This window comes from Microcoleus sp. bin38.metabat.b11b12b14.051 (assembly GCF_013299165.1).
Taxonomy (GTDB): Bacteria; Cyanobacteriota; Cyanobacteriia; order Cyanobacteriales; family Microcoleaceae; genus Microcoleus.
This window is the reverse complement of sequence record NZ_JAAFKD010000003.1, coordinates 246,138-268,988: the sequence shown is the minus strand read 5'-3', so window position 1 is coordinate 268,988 and position 22,851 is coordinate 246,138. Positions and strand designations below refer to the sequence as shown.

Annotated in this window: 12 protein-coding genes; 3 read left to right on the top strand and 9 right to left on the bottom strand. The window is 43.2% G+C overall.

Annotated features, from left to right (window positions below):
• Positions 1-162 precede the first annotated feature (162 nt).
• From QZW47_RS05490 to QZW47_RS05475, 4 genes are all read right to left on the bottom strand, one after another.
• Positions 163-1,344, bottom strand: coding sequence for a restriction endonuclease (locus QZW47_RS05490; protein WP_293124825.1), 1,182 nt, complete (start codon positions 1,342-1,344; stop codon positions 163-165).
• Between the two features lie 274 nt (positions 1,345-1,618).
• Entirely contained in the window at positions 1,619-3,232 is a 1,614-nt protein-coding gene (locus QZW47_RS05485) for an AAA family ATPase (protein WP_293124823.1), read from the bottom strand.
• A gap of 45 nt (positions 3,233-3,277) precedes the next feature.
• A complete protein-coding gene (locus QZW47_RS05480; RefSeq protein ID WP_293124821.1) occupies positions 3,278-3,715 on the bottom strand; it encodes an ASCH domain-containing protein in 438 nt (145 codons plus the stop codon).
• Between the two features lie 17 nt (positions 3,716-3,732).
• Positions 3,733-5,832 carry a GNAT family N-acetyltransferase gene (locus QZW47_RS05475; protein WP_293124820.1) on the bottom strand — a complete coding sequence of 700 codons (2,100 nt, stop codon included), beginning with the start codon at positions 5,830-5,832 and terminating at the stop codon, positions 3,733-3,735.
• A gap of 290 nt (positions 5,833-6,122) precedes the next feature.
• Here QZW47_RS05475 and QZW47_RS05470 point away from each other — a divergent pair, with 290 nt between their 5' ends.
• Complete coding sequence (locus QZW47_RS05470; RefSeq protein ID WP_293124818.1) at positions 6,123-7,775, top strand: FAD-dependent oxidoreductase; 1,653 nt, start codon at positions 6,123-6,125, stop codon at positions 7,773-7,775.
• A gap of 285 nt (positions 7,776-8,060) precedes the next feature.
• Here QZW47_RS05470 and QZW47_RS05465 read toward each other — a convergent pair whose 3' ends face one another.
• Positions 8,061-8,441 carry a GxxExxY protein gene (locus QZW47_RS05465; RefSeq protein ID WP_293124816.1) on the bottom strand — a complete coding sequence of 127 codons (381 nt, stop codon included), beginning with the start codon at positions 8,439-8,441 and terminating at the stop codon, positions 8,061-8,063.
• Positions 8,442-8,596: 155 nt separating this feature from the next.
• Between QZW47_RS05465 and QZW47_RS05460 the strand changes: the two genes are divergently transcribed.
• Positions 8,597-11,470 (top strand): valine--tRNA ligase, encoded by a 2,874-nt coding sequence (locus QZW47_RS05460; protein ID WP_293124814.1) that lies wholly within the window; start codon positions 8,597-8,599, stop codon positions 11,468-11,470.
• Between the two features lie 494 nt (positions 11,471-11,964).
• The gene (locus tag QZW47_RS05455; protein WP_293125063.1) at positions 11,965-12,441 is read left to right on the top strand and encodes a hypothetical protein; all 477 of its coding nucleotides are present in this window, start codon (positions 11,965-11,967) and stop codon (positions 12,439-12,441) included.
• Between the two features lie 142 nt (positions 12,442-12,583).
• Here the strand turns inward: QZW47_RS05455 and crtB are convergent, their stop codons facing one another.
• The 4 genes from crtB to QZW47_RS05435 form a co-directional block, all read right to left on the bottom strand.
• On the bottom strand, positions 12,584-13,513 hold the full coding sequence (crtB, locus tag QZW47_RS05450; protein WP_293124812.1) for a 15-cis-phytoene synthase CrtB: 930 nt from the start codon (positions 13,511-13,513) through the stop codon (positions 12,584-12,586).
• A gap of 208 nt (positions 13,514-13,721) precedes the next feature.
• Entirely contained in the window at positions 13,722-15,095 is a 1,374-nt protein-coding gene (gene pds / locus QZW47_RS05445) for a 15-cis-phytoene desaturase (protein ID WP_293124810.1), read from the bottom strand.
• A gap of 428 nt (positions 15,096-15,523) precedes the next feature.
• A complete protein-coding gene (locus tag QZW47_RS05440) occupies positions 15,524-19,009 on the bottom strand; it encodes a DNA methyltransferase (protein WP_293124808.1) in 3,486 nt (1,161 codons plus the stop codon).
• Between the two features lie 201 nt (positions 19,010-19,210).
• On the bottom strand, positions 19,211-22,615 hold the full coding sequence (locus QZW47_RS05435; protein WP_293124806.1) for a helicase-related protein: 3,405 nt from the start codon (positions 22,613-22,615) through the stop codon (positions 19,211-19,213).
• Positions 22,616-22,851 lie beyond the last annotated feature (236 nt).

The following is a 22,851-nucleotide window of genomic DNA, read 5'->3' as shown; positions in this document are numbered from 1 at the left end:
AATGAACCGCAGAGGGCGCAGAGGGCGCAGAGGGCGCAGAGAAGAGTTATACCAATTTCATAAAGTAGCGCTAGATATTACCCCCCCAACCCCCCCGATGCTTTGGGGGGGCTAAGACTTCATCAGCACATCTTTATAAAAATGGTATTAGGAGAGAATGTTTCAACGTAGAAAGGTTAAGAATGTTTTTCCGGCTTCATTGAGATCGTCATCTAGGGAAAATTTTAGACTGCGAACTTGGATATCCCCAAATTTCTTGTCTAGTGGCTGTTTGAGGTCTTGCGGGTAAATGAGAATTGCATTTTTACAGTTTACTGCTGTTGCGTAGGCAATTATTTGATGACGGTCACTACTGGCTACTCGATCGGGAGCTTTGTATTTGGTATCGAGGACGTATTGAACTTGTGCTGTTTCAATATCGCACAGAAGTAAGTCAATGCGATCGGAATAATTTTCGTCATGTATGACTCGCCGTTGTTGCTGGACAAAAAAGCCTTTTGGTGTATTTGCCTTGAGCCATTCAGCGACAAATTGTTCGTATAAACTAGCCATGTTTATCAGAAAAGGTAGCATTTCGCGATCGCCTTTTTCATGACTTGGCCCAGTATTTTCCAGAAAGAAGCGACAGAGGGCGTGTAATATTTGATAATCTTGATTCAAACGGTGATAATTTCTATCGATACAAGCTTGAGGTTTAAAAGATTTTAGAGTAACAAATCCTTGAAGTGCATGAAAAGCTTTTCGCACCGTCGATGAGACAGATTCGCGGCACAAACCGCTACGCCCAATAATGAAAAGTGTCCAAGCCATAATTTGATTATCTTCGATATCGCCTGTTTGTTCGTTATAGTGGCATTTTAGTTTAACTTCCCAAGGTTTTTGCACAGCTTCCCGGACATCAATCCGACCGCGAATATAGGAAAGGTTTTCTCTTTTGGGTAAGTAATCGCGATATAATCCTTTGCGACAGCGTTCGAGAATTTTATGAGCAAGGATGTTAGCTAATCGTTCATATACTTGTTCCAAAGATTCGCACTCTATCTGTCCTTTCGGAAAATTTATCTTAAGTTCGTAGGCATACTCAAGCATTCCGAATAAATTTGCGATCGGAACTTTTGGCTTGATGACAATGTGAAATTCTGGAGTGATGGGAATATTGCCAACAACGCCTCTAGATTTTAATTGCCATTTATATTTAGTTTTAGGGTTGGGAAACTCTATATCTATTTCCTTGGCATAATTCTGGTAGATTTTCTCTCCTACCAATTCCGGGATTGCCTCTCTGTCAAAGATTGCTAATTGATATTCTGTGAGTTCAATAATTAGGGGTAATTCTCGTTTCATAGGAATACGATTAAGTTAGTAGTTGTCATTGCGAGGAACGAAGCAATCGCAGTATCTATTTTTCACACATTTTTCCCTCAAGAACTGTCTTAAACTTACCCGTATTGTTTCATAGATGCTGTGACGCCGTATTATTGATAATAGCGTTAGATTCTCAATCGCTCAATTTCTCTTTGACTTTATCGGCTCTCCTGGGTTTATGGTGTATACGGTATAAAGCATAATTGTTCGCGATTTTGTGATGCGCTCTGAGTAAGGATATGCGGTTTGCTTATCACCACAAAATCAGGAGAGCCACATTATCCCAGAGAAACTCATCCATTTTTTCCTGATTATCAAAGAAATATTCTTCAAGGTATGGCTCAATTTCCATTTTCCAAATGTCTTGGATATCTCCAGCTAAGGTTTTTGTCAAAAAGAAAGAGATGCCTAGTTCATAATGTTTGTTGTTAATGGCCCGATTGACATTTTCTAGAATACGAATTAATTTATCAACTGGAAAACCTGTTTCTTCTCTACTATGATAGTTTTGTAGCAGTTCATAGTTAGGAGAAAGAGAGATGAATGCAAAGCGGCGGCGGAGGGCTTGATCGACTAGGGCAATAGAACGGTCTGCGGTGTTCATTGTACCGATGATGCGGACATTTGTAGGGATTCTAAACTTTTGACCGCTAGCTAGTGTAATAAAACGTTTTGTATCTTGTCGGTCATCTAGAAGATACATTAACTCGCCAAAGACTTGAGATAAATTTGCGCGATTAATTTCATCAATAATGAGAACGCAAGTATCTTCACGGGCTTCGGCTTTTTTGCAAAATTCGAGGAATCTACCGGGAACTATGGAGTAGGTTAATTGTCCGTTTTGAGTTATTGGGCGGAGGCCTTCGATAAAGTCTTCGTAAGTATAAGCTGGATGAAATTGGATAATGTCTGAGAAACCGTCACCGCCGCCGATTAAGTGTTGGGCAAGTTTTTGGGCGAGGAATGTTTTTCCGGTTCCGGGCGGGCCTTGGATGATGGTTTGGCCTTTGCGGTTAATGGTGTGTATCCATTGGGCTAGTTGGGTTGTTTGAAAACCAGTTTCTTCGGCACATTGGTTCAAAGAATATTCCGGCTGTAACTTTACTTCTTCTACTGCGTATTCAAACACAATTTCCTCATCTACGAGTGGCACTTCGTTACAAGGAAAGTCATATTTTTTTATTTCGACAAGCCAGTGGCAGAACATATCAAATAGATCGTCATCTCGAATAGATGGAGCGCCATTTTGGTGCATTTCTTTGGTTAATTCTTCAATCAGCTCGTGTCCGGTGAAGTTAGCAGAGGAGTAGTCTATTAGCTTTTTGCTATACGAAGTATTGGCGAAATAGTTAATAACCTGTATTGACTTGTGATTAATCGCAAGAAAGTCATCGGGACGGAGAGCATTCAGGATAGGTGTTAAGATTCCTATCTCGCCGAACAAGGAGGCTGGCATTTCTTCGGAAAAGTTTCTACAGGCAGAAGATAGCTGACTCGGATCGTCGTTACAACAGCAGACTAAATAGATAATTAATTGGGAAATTCTTACTGGTGTTATTAATGACAAATCTTTAGACAATTTTGAAGTCCATAATAACCCTTGTGTTGTGCACGGATTAATATGAACCCAGGCCCCTTTTTGTCTATTAGTATGAGAGTCTTCGTAAGGTAGAAGTTGCCAGATTACGGATTCCGTCACATCTTTTCCAGACTCAGCAGCAGAAGCGATCGCTTCAAAATTTCTACGTCCCTGCTGACGCTGCTCGTCGTAAGCCGCCCTATGACGTAACCCATCTGGAGTGTAGGGATATGAACTGACAAATTCCTGAAATAGCCTGACGAACTCAGCTTTTTTTTCCGCTAGCATACTGCTCTTGCCAACTATTGATTACTAAATTATTGTGGTAAATATTTATCTCGAACACTCTCCTAGAGAATAGACTATTCTCAACTGTTTATCCGTGATGTAACGATAACTTTGTGGTGGTTTAAGCTCAGGCAACTTTTTTCTTAAACGGTGTAAGTCTACTGGTTGGCTAAACCTGTGAATATCTTTAAGAAAAATTCCAATACCTGTTTTTGTACCTTGATAATAATCATAAAATTTTTCAGATGAAATGCCCGCTTTGTCTTCAACTTCCTCCCAAAGTTCCGCAATTGGTTTTTCTATGATAGTATCCACTTTGAATGAACCGAATACAGCTTTAGTCGGGGAAGAAATGTAAATTAATACCAAATCGCCTTCGTTCAATAATCGAGGGCGGACGCGCCGCAATTCAACAGTTTTATTACTGTCGAATATTTGGTTGGCGTATTCCGGTCGAATAGATAATAGCAAGATGCTTGACATGGGTTACAATCCTTTATTTAGGTCGCGGTTCCTTCATTATATATGATTGCGAATTGTTCCTTTGAAATCTTAAATAAACTTTGAACCGTTGTTTGATTTTCCCGTATTTCTCGAATCCTCTTTAATGTCAGCGGTTTATTGAAAATTTCGGTGTAACTAAATCTTAGAGCCATAATATCTTCATCCGGTTTGTTGTTTGCTATTGTCATTAAATTTTTTAATTTATATACACCTAGGTGGCGGAACTGTCTATATAGTTTTTCTGGTTTGTCTATGATAACTTCATCTAACTTAGAGCAAGCTTTAACCTCTTGTGTCCCAGTAAATGCTGTATCGGAGCTAACATACCATAAAATTCTACCAATAACACCAGGTTTTAGACTGCCATTATTTCGCTTATAGTACACCAGTTCGCGTCTTAGTGCTAGATCAGTTTGAGATTCCAAGAGGTACTGGTTAGCCAACTCTTTGTCGAACAAATCTTTTGCCCATCTGGGTTGAATAGGAATAATGAATGTAGGCAAGTCAGCATTAATAACTTTAGCAGGCCAAAGGTGACGTTCTATCTCTGATATAGTCTTTATATCTTGAGTTGATTCGCTGATAGTAAGAGTTTCTGCGAGCTGAATGCAAAAATTATATTCTGATCCCATCTTACCTAATTCCGTAAGGTACTTAGATAGTTCTGTGGATGTTTGTGCAACAGCAAGATTCGCCTTCAAATACCCATTATCGACTCGAACAAAAGCATCTTCTTGAATAGCTTGTAAAACAGTTTCTTCCAGATAGGGGTCAATAATTCTGGTAAATTGTCGCTTTTCATCGGCTGAGAGTGATATAGAATAGAAAACCAAATACCGTGCCAGCGTAGCCGCTATAGCGCCTGGACGAACTCGCATAATTGTCACTTTTAGTTCGTAAGTTTGCTGTCGATCAAAAACAATTAAAGCAAGGGGTGTATTTTCATTTTCTAAAAAAACATAACATTGAAACTTATCGGGATTAGCAATAATGTGGCGCAGCCGTTGTTGAAACTCTCCCTCTATTTCGCCCTTTTCACTAGCATTAAAACTATCAATCAAGCGAGATTGTTCAAATCTCTGGATGAGTTTCAGCTTTATAGATGTACCTGCCAAGCGAACAGGTTGATATTCAACATTTGTGCGAATATCATCGAATTTTAAAATTAAATTTGTTGGACTAATTACTTCCAGTGTGAATTTTTTATAAATTTCATCAGCTAAATTCAAGACTTCTATGTTACGAGTGACAAAAACTTGAGCATCAGAAGCGATGGTTATAGCTAACTGATTTATTAGGGATACGTCGCGAGTTGAAGCTTGCTTTGCAAACACTTGATTGAGAGTATTTAAAATACCTTCTATTCGGGTTTTATTATGTACTAACTGAGTAAAACTATTGGCCAGCCAACGCTTGCTATCTCTTAAGCTAGCACAATCAATTTTGTTTATTGATTTAAATATTTCATCGGTAATGCACAACTCCAAGTCATCCTGCAACCAATCAGCGAGCAGAGAATCCGATTCTGTAGTTTTAAGCTCTTCATCTTCATGCAATTCAAAGAAAACGCTGGTATCAATGACTGCACAAAGTTTAGATTCAAGCTTCTGATTAGCAGCATAAGAAAATATGGTAGGATGATTGTGTTCTAGCCACCAAACAGTAAGCAGTTTACCCTCCTTACTTCTTCCAGGCCGATCGTTGAGAGGAATAAAACCCAGTGTTTCCCACATTCTGTCTATTCCATAATCGCGACGGCATTTGAGTTGAATTCCATAAAAATTCTGAGTTTTTTGGCTGAGGGAATTGACTAGCTGTTTAGTAACACCCCGACCGCGATATGCAGGATCGACGCAGAGATGAACCATAACAATAATGTTGCTGCGACGCACTGGTCGGTAAAGCAGATAGCCAATGCAATTTTTTTGAGGATTGAGTGCTATAAGTATCACGCGATCTCTTGCACTTTCGCGAAAAGCACCTTCTGTAAAAAAGCCCAGAGTTTTTTTATTGGCATCACCTAGGGCTATAACAGTTTCTAAATGGGGGGATGTATGGTCAATTTCTTGGATCGTTATCTGTATATATTTTGTCATTGTCTTACGGTTCTCTCAAATTAATCAGGTAGCTGCATTATTAGACAGTATTGAGCTAAGTCGCGATCGCCCTTTTATGCCACTACATATCACATTACCAGTAAATTGGGGAGTCAGAGAGTCAAAAGTGCGATCGCCTCCACCGCCACGACTTGCCTTCTCAAACCACAAGCACGCAGCCTGACAAACATCCGAAAGTTATGCCAAACTTACCTAAAAGTGCTATATTCAACTGCGTAAACCCTGAACAGCGCCTTCAGGTATGCCAAAATTATCAACGAGTCAACTAAATGCCCTTTACTTTCAAGAAATTAGCTTCGATCGCAATCTTCTTCGTAGTCATAAAACTTTTAGTTGACTCTCCGCAGTTCCAAAAAGCTGCCAATGATATCACACACAGAAACCCAGCAAATGCCACATCAGATACCGAAACTCTGCGACAAAAAGCCAGCAGCCCCGCCACCACAGAACCGCAGAAATCACCGGATCAAAAGTTCGATGTAGTAGTATATGGTGATGAAGTGCCGGGGATATGCGCGGCTATATGGGCAAAAAAGACTTTAGGTGAAAAGGGTAAAGTTGCTGTTGTGCGATCGAACCATGAAACCGCAATGTTAGGCGGCGTACTCACCCGCGGCGGCTTAGGCTACGTCGATTTAGATAAAATCCCCGATTGGTACCGCCAACCCTACGCCCAATGTTTCCGGGAATTCCTAGATAAAGCAAATGTTCCTGAATCTTGCTTGGAACCAAAAACTGCAGACAAAGCTCTTAAAGAAATGCTGGCGGAAGCCGGAGTTAAAGTTATTTCCCATTCAACTCTTACTCCTCATGTAGTCAATCAAAAAATAGAATATGCCGAAGTCAAAGAGAGCAATATCAAAATTCAAGCTAACTCTTTCATTGATGTAACTCAAGACGCGGAACTTGCCAGAAAAGCAGGATTATCTTATTATACAGGATATGAATCGCAAAATATCAAATCAAAAAATGAAACTTTAGCAGTATCTGTAGTGCCGACTATTACGGGGCTAACAATGGGAGATTTCCGCAAAATAGAAGATGAGATTCTCTACAATACTCCTTTAGTAGAAAAGATTAAACAAAGCATTGCCAAATATAAAGATCCAGCAAGTACAGAATTCTGGATGAGAAATTTCTTGAGTCCAATCTATCAAGCGTATCAAGATGGCTACAATATCAGAAGTGTAGCGATAGGAGCAGCATATCACGTAGACAGAAACTTGCCCTTTACTCAAGATAAAGGATTCTTCTTTGACAAAGCCAATGTTTGTGTTTACAAAGATAATTCCATGTCGTGGAACGGGTTTTTATTTAAATACCAAGTTGACGAATTGATGAAGATGGAAGCTAACGGCAGAAAACCGACTCCCGAGATGGTGAAAGAAATGTCGCACCTCCAAGAATGGCTACAAAAGAAGTCTGGTAAAGATGCCAGAGTGTTTATCCCGGAAGAGATTTATATCAGACAAACATTGAATGTCCGCGATGTAGTAGATCCGCTGACGGGGAAGGAGATTATTCAAGGGGGAACATTACCTGAAAAGTCGATCGGCAGTTTTTCCTATGATTTCGACTTGCGGGGCGGAGTCAAGGATTTAGGTTCGAGAATTCCGCCACTGCCGACGTATAATTTTGGGATAGAGAGCGCTTTGGCTAGTAAAGTGAGTAATTTGGCGATCGTCGGGCGATCGTCCGGATATGTCGGTATGGCGGTATCAGTCGGGCGAATTGCCACAGTGAATATTTATCAAGGACAAGGCGTGGGCGTGGCGGCGGGTTTGGCTAGCAAGTTGGGAGTGCCGCTGAATACGATTACTTCGAGTAAAACGAGAGAAACTTTAGAGACTTTAACGGGGAAAACTACTTATCTGTCGGGGAGAGATACGAGTTATGGGGTGGATTATAAAGAGGTGAAGTAGAGATTAAGAGGATTTTACCGCAGAGGGCGCAGAGAGCACAGAGGGGAGAGGATGAGGCGGCGGAATAAGTTAATTCATTAAGATTCTCTTCCAACACTCTTCCCTCTGCGCCCTCTGCGCCCTCTGCGGTTAAAAACTCTTCTCTTCCCTCACCTGTTGCACAATTTAATACAATTCGAGCAAAACGAGAGAAACTGTGGATTATAAAGAGGTGAAATAGAGATTAAGAGGATTTTACCGCAGAGGGCGCAGAGAGCGCAGAGGGGAGAGGGATTAGAAGGTTTGTTAGGAGAGGATGAGGCGGCGGATTCCTTCTTTTAAAAAGCGGACGTTGAAGTTGATGAGAAGGGCTAGAGGATGACCAGTCATTTTCAGATATGATATAACTTGAGCTTCATGGATAGGAAGTATGGTTTGGACTGACTTTAATTCAACAACCAGAGTGTTGGCAACCAGCATATCATATCTGCCTTCCCCAACCACAACACCCTTGTAATGGACATTCACTGTAGGTTGAGGATCAAAAGGAATTCCCCGGAGAGCGAGTTCTTCACGCAACGAATTCTCATATACCGCTTCCAAAAACCCCGGCCCCAACTCCTTGTGAACCTCCATAGCCGCCCCAATCACAGCATAAGTCAACTCATTCAGATTCTCTTCCAACACTCTTCCATCCTCTTCTCAAACCAATATCAAAATAATAACCCAAAACCCTCGCAACACTCTTCCCTCTGCGCCCTCTGCGCCCTCTGCGGTTAAAAACTCTTCTCTTCCCCCCCCGATGTGGCACAATCTGGATAAGAGACAAATCCAAAGCCACCATGACCGCAAACCTACCGCCCCAATACGACCCCTGCGCCACCGAAACCAAGTGGCAAAAATACTGGGAAGACAACCAAACCTTCAAAGCAGACCCCGAAGCAGGCGGCGAACCCTACTGCGTCGTTATTCCGCCGCCCAACGTGACCGGCAGCCTCCACATGGGACACGCTTTTGAAGAAACCCTCATCGATGTCCTCGTCCGCTATCACCGCATGATTGGACGCAATACTCTGTGGTTGCCGGGAACGGATCATGCTAGTATCGCAGTTCAAACTATTCTCGAAAAACAACTCAAAGCAGAAGGCAAAACTCGCCACGATTTAGGTCGAGAAAAATTCTTAGAACGGGCTTGGGAATGGAAAGCTGAGTCTGGTAATACTATTACTAATCAACTCCGCAGTTTGGGCGTGTCTGTCGATTGGTCGCGGGAACGCTTTACGATGGATGAAGGTTTATCCGCTGCGGTTTTAGAAGCTTTTGTCCGCCTCTACGATGAGGGACTGATTTATCGCGGCAATTACTTGGTGAATTGGTGTCCGGCGAGTCAGTCTGCTGTGTCGGATTTGGAGGTTGACCAGCAGGAAGTTGAAGGGCATTTGTGGCATTTCCGCTATCCTTTGACGGATGGTTCTGGTTATTTGGAGGTGGCGACGACTCGGCCGGAGACGATGTTGGGCGATACTGGGGTGGCTGTGAATCCACAGGACGATCGCTATAAGCATCTTATCGGTAAAACTGTCACTTTGCCGATCGCCAATCGCGAAATTCCCATTTTTGCCGATGAGTTAGTTGATGCGACTTTCGGAACCGGCTGTGTCAAGGTGACTCCCGCCCACGATCCGAATGACTTCGAGATGGGTAAGCGTCACAATTTGCCGTTTATCAATATCATGAATAAGGACGGCACTTTAAATGAAAATGCCGGAGAGTTCAACGGACAAGACCGATTTGTTGCCAGAAAAAATGTCATCAAACGTTTAGAATCTGACGGTGTTTTAGTTAAAATCGAAGATTACAAACATACAGTTCCCTACAGCGAACGTGGCAAAGTTCCCGTCGAACCATTGCTATCTACGCAATGGTTTGTGAAGATCGATCCGCTTTCTCAACGCGCTTTGGAAGCCTTAGATCAAAGTAACTCACCAGTGTTTGTTCCTGACAGATGGACAAAGGTTTATCGCGATTGGTTGGTGAAGCTAAAAGATTGGTGTATTTCTAGGCAATTGTGGTGGGGACATCAAATCCCAGCTTGGTATGCTGTTAGCGAAACTAAGGGCGAAATTACTGATACGACGCCGTTTGTGGTGGCAAAAACTGATGCTGAAGCTAGGGAAAAAGCAGAGGCTAAGTTTGGTAAGGATGTCGAATTAGCAAGAGATCCAGACGTATTAGATACTTGGTTTTCGTCTGGATTGTGGCCTTTCTCAACTTTCGGATGGCCGGACGAAACTAAAGATTTGGATTTTTACTATCCGACAACTACTTTAGTGACAGGTTTTGATATCATCTTTTTCTGGGTGGCTAGAATGACGATGATGGCTGGACATTTTACCGGAAAGATGCCGTTTGAGACTGTTTACATTCACGGTTTGGTGTTGGATGAAAACGGTCATAAAATGTCTAAGAGCAAAAATAACGGTATCGATCCGCTGTTGTTGATTGCGAAGTACGGAACTGATGCTTTGCGCTACACTTTGGTTAAGGAAGTGATTGGGGCCGGGCAGAATATTCGCATGGAGTACGATCGCAAAACTGATGAATCTAAATCAGTCGAGACTTCCCGGAATTTCACGAATAAGTTGTGGAATGCAGCCCGGTTTGTGATGATGAATCTGGAGGGACAGACTCCGCAGCAGTTGGGTAAACCCTTCACTCAGGTTCGTAGTGAGGACTTTAGTCCGCAGGGCGATAGGACTGAAGTCCTTACTACAAACCAGGTTCGTAGTGAGGACTTTAGTCCGCATTTAGGAAGGACTGAAGTCCTTACTACAAACCTTACTACAAACCTTAGCGATCGCTGGATTCTTTCTCGCTACTATCAAGTTGTACAACAAACTCGCACTTCTTTGGAAAATTACGGTTTGGGAGAAGCGGCGAAGGGACTTTACGAGTTTATTTGGGGCGATTTTTGTGACTGGTATATTGAGTTAGTCAAGTCTCGCCTCCAACAAGATGCTGAACCCAATTCTAAGAAAGTAGCGCAGCAAACTTTTGCTTTTGTGTTGGAAGGGATTCTAAAACTACTGCATCCTTTTATGCCGCACATTACTGAGGAGATTTGGCACACTCTGACTCAAACAGGTGACGATCAATGTTTGGCTTTGCAGGCTTATCCTGAACCAGAGACATCGCTAATTAATCCTGAATTAGAACAGCAGTTTGAGTTATTGTTCGGGACAATTCGCACTATTCGCAATTTGCGGGCAGATTCTGATATCAAACCGAGTGTGAAGGTGACGGCGATTTTGCAAAGCGAAAATGAGAAGGAATGCCAAATTCTCTTGGATGGAAGCGTTTATATCAAAGATTTGGCGAAAGTCGAAAATCTGACGGTGACAGCTAGTTTGGATGCAGAACCCCCCCTTAATTCCCCCTTTGGTAAGGGGGGGCAAGGGGGGTCAATTGCTGGGGTTGTCGGTACTGTCCAAGTTTTGATTCCTTTGGCTGGAGTGGTTGATTTGGTGGCTTTGCGTGGTAAGTTGGAGAAGAAGCTGGCGAAGGTGGAAGCTGAAGTTAAGCACACTGCGGCGCGTTTGACTAATCAGAAGTTTGTGGATAAGGCTACTCCTGATGTGGTTCAGGGCGCGAGGGATGCTTTGGCTGAATCGGAAAAACAAGCTGAGATTTTGCGCGATCGACTAAAGTTGTTTTAAGGAGTTATTTGGCAGTTGACTGTTGACGGTTGACTGTTGACTGTTGGCAGTTGTCGCGGGTGGGGTGAGAAACCGGGTTTCTGAGAAATTTTCTGTTGAGTCACGAGAAATCTCGAAAGAAACCCGGTTTCTGAGGTTATGACAGCCCACTCATTGGCGGGTGGGGTGAGAAACCGGGTTTTTGAGAAATTTTCTGTTGAGTCACGAGAAATCTCGAAAGAAACCCGGTTTCTGAGGTTATTACAGCCCACTCATTCACGGGTGGGGTGAGAAACCGGGTTTTTGAGAAATTTTCTGTTGAGTCACGAGACATCTCGAAAGAAACCCGGTTTCTGAGGTTATGACAGCCCACTCATTCACGGGTGGGGTGAGAAACCGGGTTTCTGAGAAATTTTCTGTTGAGTCACGAGACATCTCGAAAGAAACCCGGTTTCTGAGGTTATTGCCGAAATTACCAATCACCAATCACCAATTAGGAATTCCCAATTACCGTGATGCTATATTTTGCCCAAGTCCAAAAAAAGGAAATTTCAGGTGAGACAAGTCTGCAATTACTGGCTTGCCAAAATTCTGATGATACTTGGACTATGCTTCTTGAAGAAACTGTGTTGAGGCTACCGCCAGATTTGGCTCAAAATATTTTAAATGAAGGGATGCTAGTATTAGCAGATATTGGCAAAAATAGCCAGGTCTTGGATATTCAATTAGCTACAAACTGGGTGCTAGAATTAGTTCAGAAGTATTTAACAACGGGTTTTACTCCCGATTTTTTGCAGCAAGAAGCCCACAACGCCGAAAAGTGGCGGCAATCTCTCACTTTGCAGAGTCAAGAATTGTCTCGCCGATCGGTAGAAGTTGAAGCCCGCCGCGAACAAATTCAAAATTTAGAGGCAAAACTACAACAGGAAAAGGAATTGCTCGATCGCGCGATCGCCCAATTGAAAAATTCACCCACTACACCACCAACTTGACTTAGATTAACACGCGACAGTTAAGGACACGGCACTGCCGCGTCCCTACACATCTAATATGCAATTTGCTGGACATGACATAATTTGTAACTTGACAAAGACCCCTTACCTGTTGCCGAATCGCCAGCCAAATTGCCCGCTGCTAAAGCACTTTTGACTTCATCCAAGCTGCGGGGAGACACAGCAGTTTCTGAGAATTGGTAACATAGGCCCGCTTCTGAAACACGTCGTACTGATTGCGTTCGATCGCATTTAAGATCTTACTGTACAACATCGTCGCAGCCCAAACTGTCCAGCGGATATCGGGACTGAGCACTTTAATTCCCGGTTCGGCGCTGGTGTATAATTTGCGAGCTCGCTGAATCTGAAACTTCATCAATTCCCGCCAGCGTTCGTCAATTACACCGTTAAATAAATCTTCTTCGGTGTAGTTAAACAGCGCTAAGTCTTCTAAAGGAAGGTAAATCCGGCCGCGACGCGCATCTTCTCCGACATCCCGCAGAATGTTAGTTAACTGCTTGGCAATACCGAGAGATATCGCTTCTTCTTTGGGAATTTTGTTTCCCCAGTGCCAATTCCAGCTAGCGGCGGAGTTCGATTCGTCTACGCCCATCACAGACATTGACATCATCCCCACAGTGCCGGCTACTCGATAACAGTAAAGATTGAGCTCTTCAAAAGTTTCGTAGCGGCTGCGGTACAAGTCCATTTGTTGGCCCGCAATCATCTCTCGAAACGGCCCAATGTCGATCGGGAAACGAGACAACGTATCTACCAACGCCACATCATAATCGTCGTGGGGATGGCCCGCAAACACCGATTCTAGACGTTTTTCCCACAAATTTAGAGTTTCAGGAGTCGTAGCCTCAGAACCCGGCCCATCTACGAGTTCGTCGGTGCGGCGGCACCAGACATAAATCGCCCAGATTGCCCGACGCTTGGCTTCGGGCATGAGTTGAGTGCCTAAATAAAAATTCTTGGCATAACTCGCTGTGACTTGGCGGCACAGTTCGTAGGATTCATCCAAAGAGGCCAGAGTTCTCATGCACTGGAGTTTTGACAGTTGCAGCATCCGAGAATAAGAAATTTAAAGATTAGAACTGACATTCTCTCGTTGAGACAACGGGAGATTCTTTTACGTCTTGAGGACTTACGCATCTGAACAAAGAAACCGGGTTTTTGAACCGAGATTGAGGGTTTTAAGCAAATATTTTGGCTCAAAACCCGGTTTCTGGTCGCCCGTGCGTCAGTCCCAGTCTTTATGAAAAATTCTTAATTTTTCATTTTTTATTGGCCGTTGAAATAGCCTGCGCTGTCAGCTTACCAGAAAGCACGGCACCTTCCATACTCGCAAGATAACGCTGCATTGTATAATCCCCCGTTAGATAGAAATTACTAATCGGAGTTGTTTGGGAGGGACGACACTCTTGACGGCCCGGAGTGGCTTTGTAGACGGAACGTGGGGTTTTGACTACGTGATATTTGAGCACTTTGGCCGGTTCTGGGATTTGATCGGGAAAGAGCTTTTCTAACTCGACCATTGTGGCTGCGACAATATCTTCGTCAGATTTGCCGATCCAGTCTTTGGCCGGTGCTAAAACCAGTTCCAGCATTGATTTGTCTGGGTTGGCATACTCGCGGCAGGTGTTGCTCATGTCGGCATAGACGCTGAGTAAGGGCGATCGCGAGAACAGCAAATGGTCGATATCTGTCAGCTTGCGATCGAACCACAAGTGTACATTAATCACCGGTACTCCCTCCAAACCTTCGAGCTTTTTGAAATAATTCATTTCGCCCCAAGGTTTCGGCATCATCAACTTTAGCGGATCAACCGGCATCGCCGAAACGTAAAGATCAGCCGTCAGAACTTCTGACTCTGCCCCTTTGATCCCACCAATCTGGAAACCGCGCACCGTATTGTCATCGTTGAGCAAAAACTCTCTGATGGGTGCATTCAGCCGAACTTCGCCACCGCGTTCAGTTATGTAGTCTACCATCGGCTGGCACAACCTCTCCGTAGGGGAACCGTCTAAAAAGGCCATTTTCGAGCCTTTTGTCTCTTGCAAGAAACGGTTGAGGGCTGTCAGCAGAATGGTTGCAGATATTTCGTGAGGGTCGATAAAATTCAGCGCCTTAGACATGGCGATGAATACTTCTTTTTCGACTCTGGGGGGGACATTTTGCTTTTTCAGCCAGTCGGAGAACGAGTATTTATCCATTTCTTCGACGTATTTTTGGCCCTGAAGTATCGCCGGAAGCAAACCGAGGCCGAAACTGATTTTTTCGCCCCAGGTGAGCATATCGTTGTTTCTGAGGATAGCCACAAGGCCATTTAACGGAGCCGGAATATTGGGAAAATCAAAGCGGGAATAGGTTCCGGGCGTTTCTGGCTGATTGAAAATCATCGAGTGCTGTTTCCATTGCAGCCTGTCTTCGATGTCAAGTTCTTTGAATAATTGGAGCATATTGGGGTATGCACCAAAAAAGATGTGGAGGCCGGTTTCGTACCAGTCGCCGTCTGCATCTTTCCAGGCGGCCACTTTACCGCCGAGTACGTCCCGACTTTCTAAGAGGATGGGGGTGTGGCCCGCATCGGTGAGATATTTTGCACAGGATAACCCTGCTAGGCCGGCTCCGGCGATCGCAACTCGCATTTAATACTACTGCCCTCTGTTCGCTTCGCCTTAATTATACGTTACAACTCGTTACATTTTCTCGGCCACGCAACGACAAATCAGAAACCGGGTTTTGCGACAATCTGGCGTTTTCACCCACAAACTTGGTAAAAAACCCGGTTTCTCGGCCACGCAACGACAAATCAGAAACCTGGTTTTTCCCACAATCTGGCGTTTTCACCCACAAACTTCGCAAAAAACCCGGTTTCTCGGCCACGCAACGACAAACCAGAAACCTGGTTTTTCCCACAATCTGGCGTTTTCACCCACAAACTTCGCAAAAAACCCGGTTTCTCGGCCACGCAACGACAAATCAGAAACCTGGTTTTTCCGACAATCTGGCGTTTTCACCCACAAACTTGGTAAAAAACCCGGTTTCTCGGCCACGCAACGACAAATCAGAAATCTCATCCCCAAGCGGTTTTCAGTGCAAAGGTGCGATAAGCTTCTAAAGCTGCTTGTTTGACGGTTTCTTCCACAATCGGAAAAGTGGTAAGAATGTGAGCAAATTCCGCTTCTGTTAAGCCGTAAAGGTGAGCAATAATTCCGTCTAATTCTGCTCGCAATTTAGCCCGTTCTGTTTCATCGGTAGCGCCTTCTTTGTGGGAAGTTAAGCCGACTTCTGCCGCTAATTCGTCAAACTCTGGCGTAGTGCAGATGAGTTTGGCGGCGCGTTGTACGATGTCCCAGAAGTATTTATCGCCTGCACTCAATCTCGGCATCGGTAGCTGGTATATGTAGAACATATTGATATTCGTAGATATCATTTGTCTAATATAAAAATCAAGCACAAAAGAATTAAAAACTGTTTGAGCTAATATAATTTCTTGGCTAGATATTTTATCCATGTCGGATGATACTAGGATGGAATTACCACAAAATACATTTTTTGGAATGGCTCCGACAATAAGACTTCTGGTATTAGTCTTACCAGTAATTGCTCTAAAACCTAAACGGTAATATTGATAATCTAATTTTTGATTGTCATCAGTACCACCTCGCCCTAATAAAGCCTTTCTACTTTCCTGTTCATCCACCCAGTATCTGGGATCGGCATATAGGTGGGTAAACTGATGAATCATCTTTCCTTCATAAAGTGGCAGTCTCCCATTCCCCGCTTCTTGCTTAAATAAATGACTGTCATTAGTCATGTCAAATTCACGAGTCAGCCGCAGATTCCACTTACCATCAATCTTTTCACCAAGTAAAGGGAATTGGAGCATTTTCTCAGCAATCCGAATATCTCCCAGATTTTTAAACTCCATCACCGACAGAGAGTCAGGAGATAGCTTCCGCACCAATTCAACGCTAATTTTTAAACTCTCGTCATTGGGAAATCCTTGAAGTTCCTGCACATCTAGCCGCATAAAAGCCGACGGAAACTCGGTTGTTATCCCACCTTTTTCAAAAGTGAGAACAACAATTTTAAAACTGCGATGAACACCTTCAAAAATTGTGTGCCGATTTTCCAAACAAAATAAACCCGTGACGTTAGTTTGCTCAAACAACATTTCTCGCAGTTGCTTAGTCCCCAAATCGGTGTAGATACCGCTAGGAATCACAATCCCACAGTCACCACCATCGCGAAGTAAATTAAAGCATAGTTCTACAAACAACTTATACAAATTAATATCTGTTCCTGCTTTTTTGCCATTAACAATTGAAATCTGATTTTTGTACTGTTCAGCACACCGATAGTAAGCACTGAGATGAGGAAATTTGCTTTGATATTCTAAGTATTGCTGCTTAATTTTAGGATTTTTGATAAGCTCAGCAAATCTTGATTCAAAATCTTTAATATTAGTGTTGCGTCTTTCAATATTAGGATCGAATTTATAGCAAAACTCTTTAGCAATTGGCTTAAAAGTTTCCCAAGGCGGATTAGCAATAATCGCATCAAACCCGCCCCGTGCTAACACTCGATCAAAATGATATCCCCAATGAAACGGTTGCAACTTTGCAATATCATCAATCGTCAAAGCTCGTTTCTTAGGTTTCCCCGATAACTGCACATCTTCATACTTAATTCCCAGCCGGATAAAGTCATTCAACAACAACTGATTTAACTTAGCTTGCGACTCCCGATTTAACTGTTCAATATGCGGCCGCAAATTTAACAGCCGCGATTCTTGAGAAGTTCCCTCTTCTTCCCCCGACAAAAAAGCGTGTTTTTTGTACAAATCAATCGATTGATTCTTCTCGGCTAAAATTTTCTGATAATCCTGGGCTGCTAAAGGTTGCAACAAATTTCCTTGCAGCGAACCTCCCACCGTATCAAATCTTGCTTCGTCTACCCGAATCAATCCAATTAAGGAATTGCCCGACATAATATTAAAATCAATATTCGGCAGCGGTTCCAACTCGCTGACATCGTGCGCCGCCGAAACCAAAGCTAAAAACAAGCGCAGTTTAGCAATTTCCACGGCTTCGGGCATGATATCCACGCCGTAGAGATTGTCGCTAATAATTCGTTTTTTGATATAATAGTTGAGCGACAAATGTTCGGACTCTATTTGTTTGAGTAAGTTTTTGAGGTAATCGTCTGCTACAAAAATGCTGCTCGCTATGACAGTTGAATAGATGTAAATTAGCGTTTTCATCGCCGCGACTAAAAACGCGCCGGAACCGCAAGCTGGGTCTAATAAACTTAAGTTTGGTAATATTTCTTCTAGCAAGCGGCGGCAGAGATTCGCGTCTAAATTAGTCAGGAGTTCGGTGATTGTTTCAAATTGACGGGTAATCGGGAATTGGGCATCGGGCATGGGGGATTGGGCATGGGAAGAAGAGTTAAGGGCATGGTTGATTTTATCGAGAATTAGTTTATTAATTGTCCTGTCGCACAAATATTCGGTGATTTCCGGCCGCGTGTAATAAGCACCAAAAGCTTTTTGGTTAATGTATTTTTCAAAGATGTATCCTAAAACGGCCGGATTAATTTCGTTTTCTTTCCCGCCCACTGTATCGTCGAGATTCCAAGAGTATCGCTCAAATAAATCAAATATTTTCTCAAAAGCAGCATCGGGGATAGCAATATTGGGATAATCTTGTTCGATGGAATGTTGCAGAAACAGTCCGCCGTTCAAATATTTAATTTCCCCAATCAAGTTTTGAGCATCAGGCTGCCGCAAATCAAGGGGTTTGGCAAATCCTTCAAAAAACAGTGCGTTCAGAAATTCCGAGTAAAATAAATCGGTTCCCCGCTGCTTGCTGGCGGCTAACTTTTCCTGCAAATACAGCATTTTTCCGTTGTCAATAAATCCTTTGCGCTGCAAGAAATAAACAAACATCAAGCGGTTGAGCAAAACGGAAGTATACCAGCGTCTATCGCTTTCTTTGTCAATGCCTTGAATAACTTTCAAAAATTCAATGTGCTGCTTTTGAAAGTCTTCAAAAAACTTCTTAGTAACTCGTTCGACATCCAGTCCAGCTTGCAATCTTTGGGCAATATCAATTACCGAAACAGTTTCTAATTCAGCTAAGTAAATTTTCAAACTGCTGATTTTACTCAACAGCAAATCGCAGGGTTCGCGCTTGACATATACATGATCGCGGGGATACAGTTTTGTTCCCTCTCGCTTCACCCAATACCACAGGCTTTGGGTGCGGTTTTTGTCTACAAATATCAAGAGGTTTTCGCCGGATATTTGGACGATTTCACGATAAATTGTGAGTCTTTTGGTGCTATTAGGAATTTGACCGTTGGCTGCGGTAATTTCAAATACAACTACTCCTAAAAGTTGGGCGATTTGCTTGCGGGTGTAGGTGTCGCCGTCTACTGATAAGGATGCGGTTTTATGGGAAGCTGGATTTGACCAACCGAGTTCGCGGATGAATAAGTTGCTAAAGTCAAAGTCTTGGATGAGTTGGCGGGCTTGTTGAATGTTTAGGGACATAATATGATTTAAGATTTGGGATTAAAGGTTAGTAGTGGTGGCCAGAAACCGGGTTTTTACGAAAATTTTGGGCGGAGTCGGGAGATTAGGTAAAAAACCCGGTTTCTTGAGTTTAGGTTTGTAGGGGTGGCCAGAAACCGGGTTTTTCCCAGAATTTTGGGCGGAGTCACGAGATTAGGTAAAAAACCCGGTTTCTTGAGTCTAGCTTTCTGTTCCCTCGAACAAACCTAAGGAACAAATAATCATCGGTTCGCGTTTTTCGTCGTCTTCGCTGACGATGCACAAACGGTCATCGCGGCGCATACTTACGACTAATTCTGCCAACTGGTTGTCGCTAATACCGCTTTTTAGCTGTCGGTTTAATGTGTCAATGGCTGACTGGCGCAGGGGATAGCCGTAGATTTGGTCGATCGCCTTTACCAATTCCTCTGATGCAAATATTGTACCCTGCATTTGCTGTGCATATTTTTTTAGGCGATCGTAAGTTCGGAACCGAGCACCGGAAGGCCGCCCCAATTGTCCGCCAGCACTTTGTTCTTCTTCTGCGATTAATTCTGCCCCTTTTTTGACTAATTCGTGATGTTGTTTATCTCTAGGAATGGCTGGCGTAGATTCATCGCAAGCTGCAATTCTCAAGATGGCGAGTTGCGACTGAGTGACACTATTTCCATTGCGATCGACCCAAACTAACGAATCATTTCCCTCGGCTGTTTTCATGTACAATAAAACGCCTTCTGGCTGCATCGGTGCGGGAGTGTGGGCGCGAGTTGAATAAACTACATTCGGCATTGATTCAATGGTTTTTTTCAAAGTTGGATTGTTGTCAGTCGCATTTTTCCAAATTTGAAAAGCTTCGGAAGTCAAATCAACTTCGGCATCTTCTTCTCCGTCTAAGATGCCAGATTTTTCATTATAAATGTCGAGTATAACTTGAGGTGCATCATCTTCAAAAAATGATTCATCGGTTCCCACAACTTCGGCATTTTCTTGCAATCGGCGCCGCAGTCTTTCCCGCAGATTAATAATCTTTTCTACTCCCTCCGCAGGCAAAAATGAATAACACAAAATTTGCTCAGCTTGTTGTCCGATGCGATCGACTCTTCCCGCCCGCTGAATTAACCGAATAATTGCCCAAGGTAAGTCATAATTAACAATGATGCCGCAGTCTTGCAAATTATGACCTTCACTGAGAATATCCGTAGCAATTAAGATCCGTAATTCTCGATCGGGCGAGATTGTATGCCGCTTACCGCTGCTACCAGGGCTAAACCTCAATGTAAGTTCTGTGGGGTCTTTTGTTTGACCTGTCACCGCAGCAACTCTGGTAATATTTAAGGCTTTCAAGTTATCGGTTATGTACCGCACTGTATCGGCAAATTGAGTGAAGATTAATACTTTTTCATCGGGATGAGTTTCTGCGATCAATTTAACTAAAGCTGCTAATTTTTCATCTGGTTGAGAGTGCCAGTTGCCACATTTTTGCAAAATTTGCATGACAGAGCTAGCATCTGCTAGCAAATCCCGTTTTAGCTTCTTGGTGTCGAACAAGTGGGTTCTGAGCCATTTAAATCTGCGCTGGTAACGATTTTGATATTCTTGGTAGACAACTTCTGCTCGCTGTTTGAAAGCTTTTTCGCTTAATAGCAATTGGGCTTCGATATCTAAGGTTTCGCCTGCCTCGTCGTCGATTTCTTCGGTCTCAAAACTGTTAGCAATCACAGAATCTGCATCTTCATCGATGTTACGAATATCTAGCAAGTCTGCATCCTGGGTGCCGATCGGGATATTTAACTGATTGTCGATCGCATATAAGTACACAAAATTCCGCAAGATATGTCGCTCAAGTGACTGAATAAACGCACTACCGCTGCTTTCCAGCCGTTTAAACAAGTTCGTGCGCGAAAAACCCATTAAGCGGCGGCCGGCGCGGGAAAGGGCATTTAACTGTCGCTGTTCGGCTTCTGTCGGTGCTGGTTTGGGCTTTTTGGCGATGTAGTTTCCCAGCCCGTAACGCGGCAGATTCAGGGCATTAATGACTGCGACAATTTCCTGAAAGTCAGGCTGGGGCGACAAGCTGGCTGCGGAGTTGTCTAAGCTAAACTTGATGGTTTTTGGGATGCGGCTGGGAAAATAGGAGCGAGTGCGATCTGGAAACTCTAGATATTTGCGATCGGTTTCTGCATCAGTTACGGCATAATTATCTTTAATAAACGAGCGAGTTCGTCTCACCATATAGCGCTTCATCAAGTCTCGCCAATCATCGGGATGTTCGCTTTTTTCAAAGGCTGCTAAAGAGCGCACCGAACATTGATGGCGTTTGATAAATTCCAATTCTCCTTGACTCCCACCACCCAATTCATTCAGCAAAGCTTCGGGCCGCAATCCTAAATTTTCGTCTTCTGGAACAAACAACCGCAACTGGGATGATAAATCTAAATAGCTTTTGTTGTAAGGAGTTGCCGAAAGTAGAATACATTTACTTTCGTTGGTTTTAATATATTCCTGAATGGCTCGATAACGCTTCCCGTCTCGGTTTCTGAGGTTGTGACTTTCATCAATCAATACAACTCGATAGCGACGCAATTCAGGTAATTCTTGTTGCACCAGGCTGATGGATAAAACCTTGGCAAGTAAGCGATATCTGTCTGCATATTCCTGCCACATTATTACTAAGTTTTTCGGACAAATAATCAGGGTTTCCAGCAGACAATCTTCTTGTAAGATTTTAGCTATTGCAGTACCTACTAAAGTTTTTCCCAAACCCACAACGTCGCCAATAATTACGCCACCTCGTTTGGTGATGTGACGGGCGGCCAACTTTACAGATTCTTCTTGAAACCTAAATAAGCCCTTAAATTCCTTGGGGATGCGAAATTCTGCCAGACCGGCAATGGCTTCGCGGGATAGGTGATAGACTATGTTGAGGTAAATGTGGTAGGGTGGAATTGTTTCGGTTCTCGCCCAACTGCGATCGATAATTTCTGCGAGTTCTTTGGAAATATCAATGCAGCCGTATTCTTCCCAGCGGTTATCAAACCATTTTTGCAATTTATTACAAGCATCATTATCTAAAATATCAATATTCAATTCGCCTTGTTTGGAAAGTCCCGATAAAGTTAGATTGCTGCTACCCAAAAATCCCACAATCGGACTGTTTGGATCGTGACGGTGGACGAGATAGAGTTTAGCGTGTAGGGGATAAGCTAAGAATAATTTGACAATGACTTTTCCGCTTTTAATTTGATAGCTCAATTGTTGCAAACCCTTCTCGTCTGCATCGTTGGGAGCGCCGATTGTCAACTGTTGCCGAAATTCTTCTGCTATTCGCTTTTTGAGCAGATTAATTTCACTATTGTCAATTCCGCTGTGATGAGAACGGAGGCTAAAACTAGCATTTAATTCATCGGAGGGCAATCTTTGCATTCCGACTAAAAGGCGGCAGCACGCTCCTTGATTTCCCATATATGCTTGGATTGATTCGCTAATTTTCCGCCATCCTCTGAGGTTAAAATAGCCAACGCAAAAATCTGCTCGATAGGAGAGTTTGATGGTTTCTCGGAGTGCGGGAAGTAGGGGAAGTTCGATGTTGTCAAAGATGCGTGGCATGGTTTTTTTATGTTATGATAATTGCGTATATAGCAATCCTAAATGATTTGTACATATTTGTAGGGGTAGTGGATGGTGCGGGCCTACCAAGAGCGTCAACTAAAGAGGGCAACCACGGGGGGTTGCCCCTACAAGAATTACACTGATGAACGGACTGGATAATGATTTAGGATTGCTATAAATAAAGTTCGCAGTCATGACTAAAGTCCTGAAACTTTTAGAGAAGAGGACTAAAG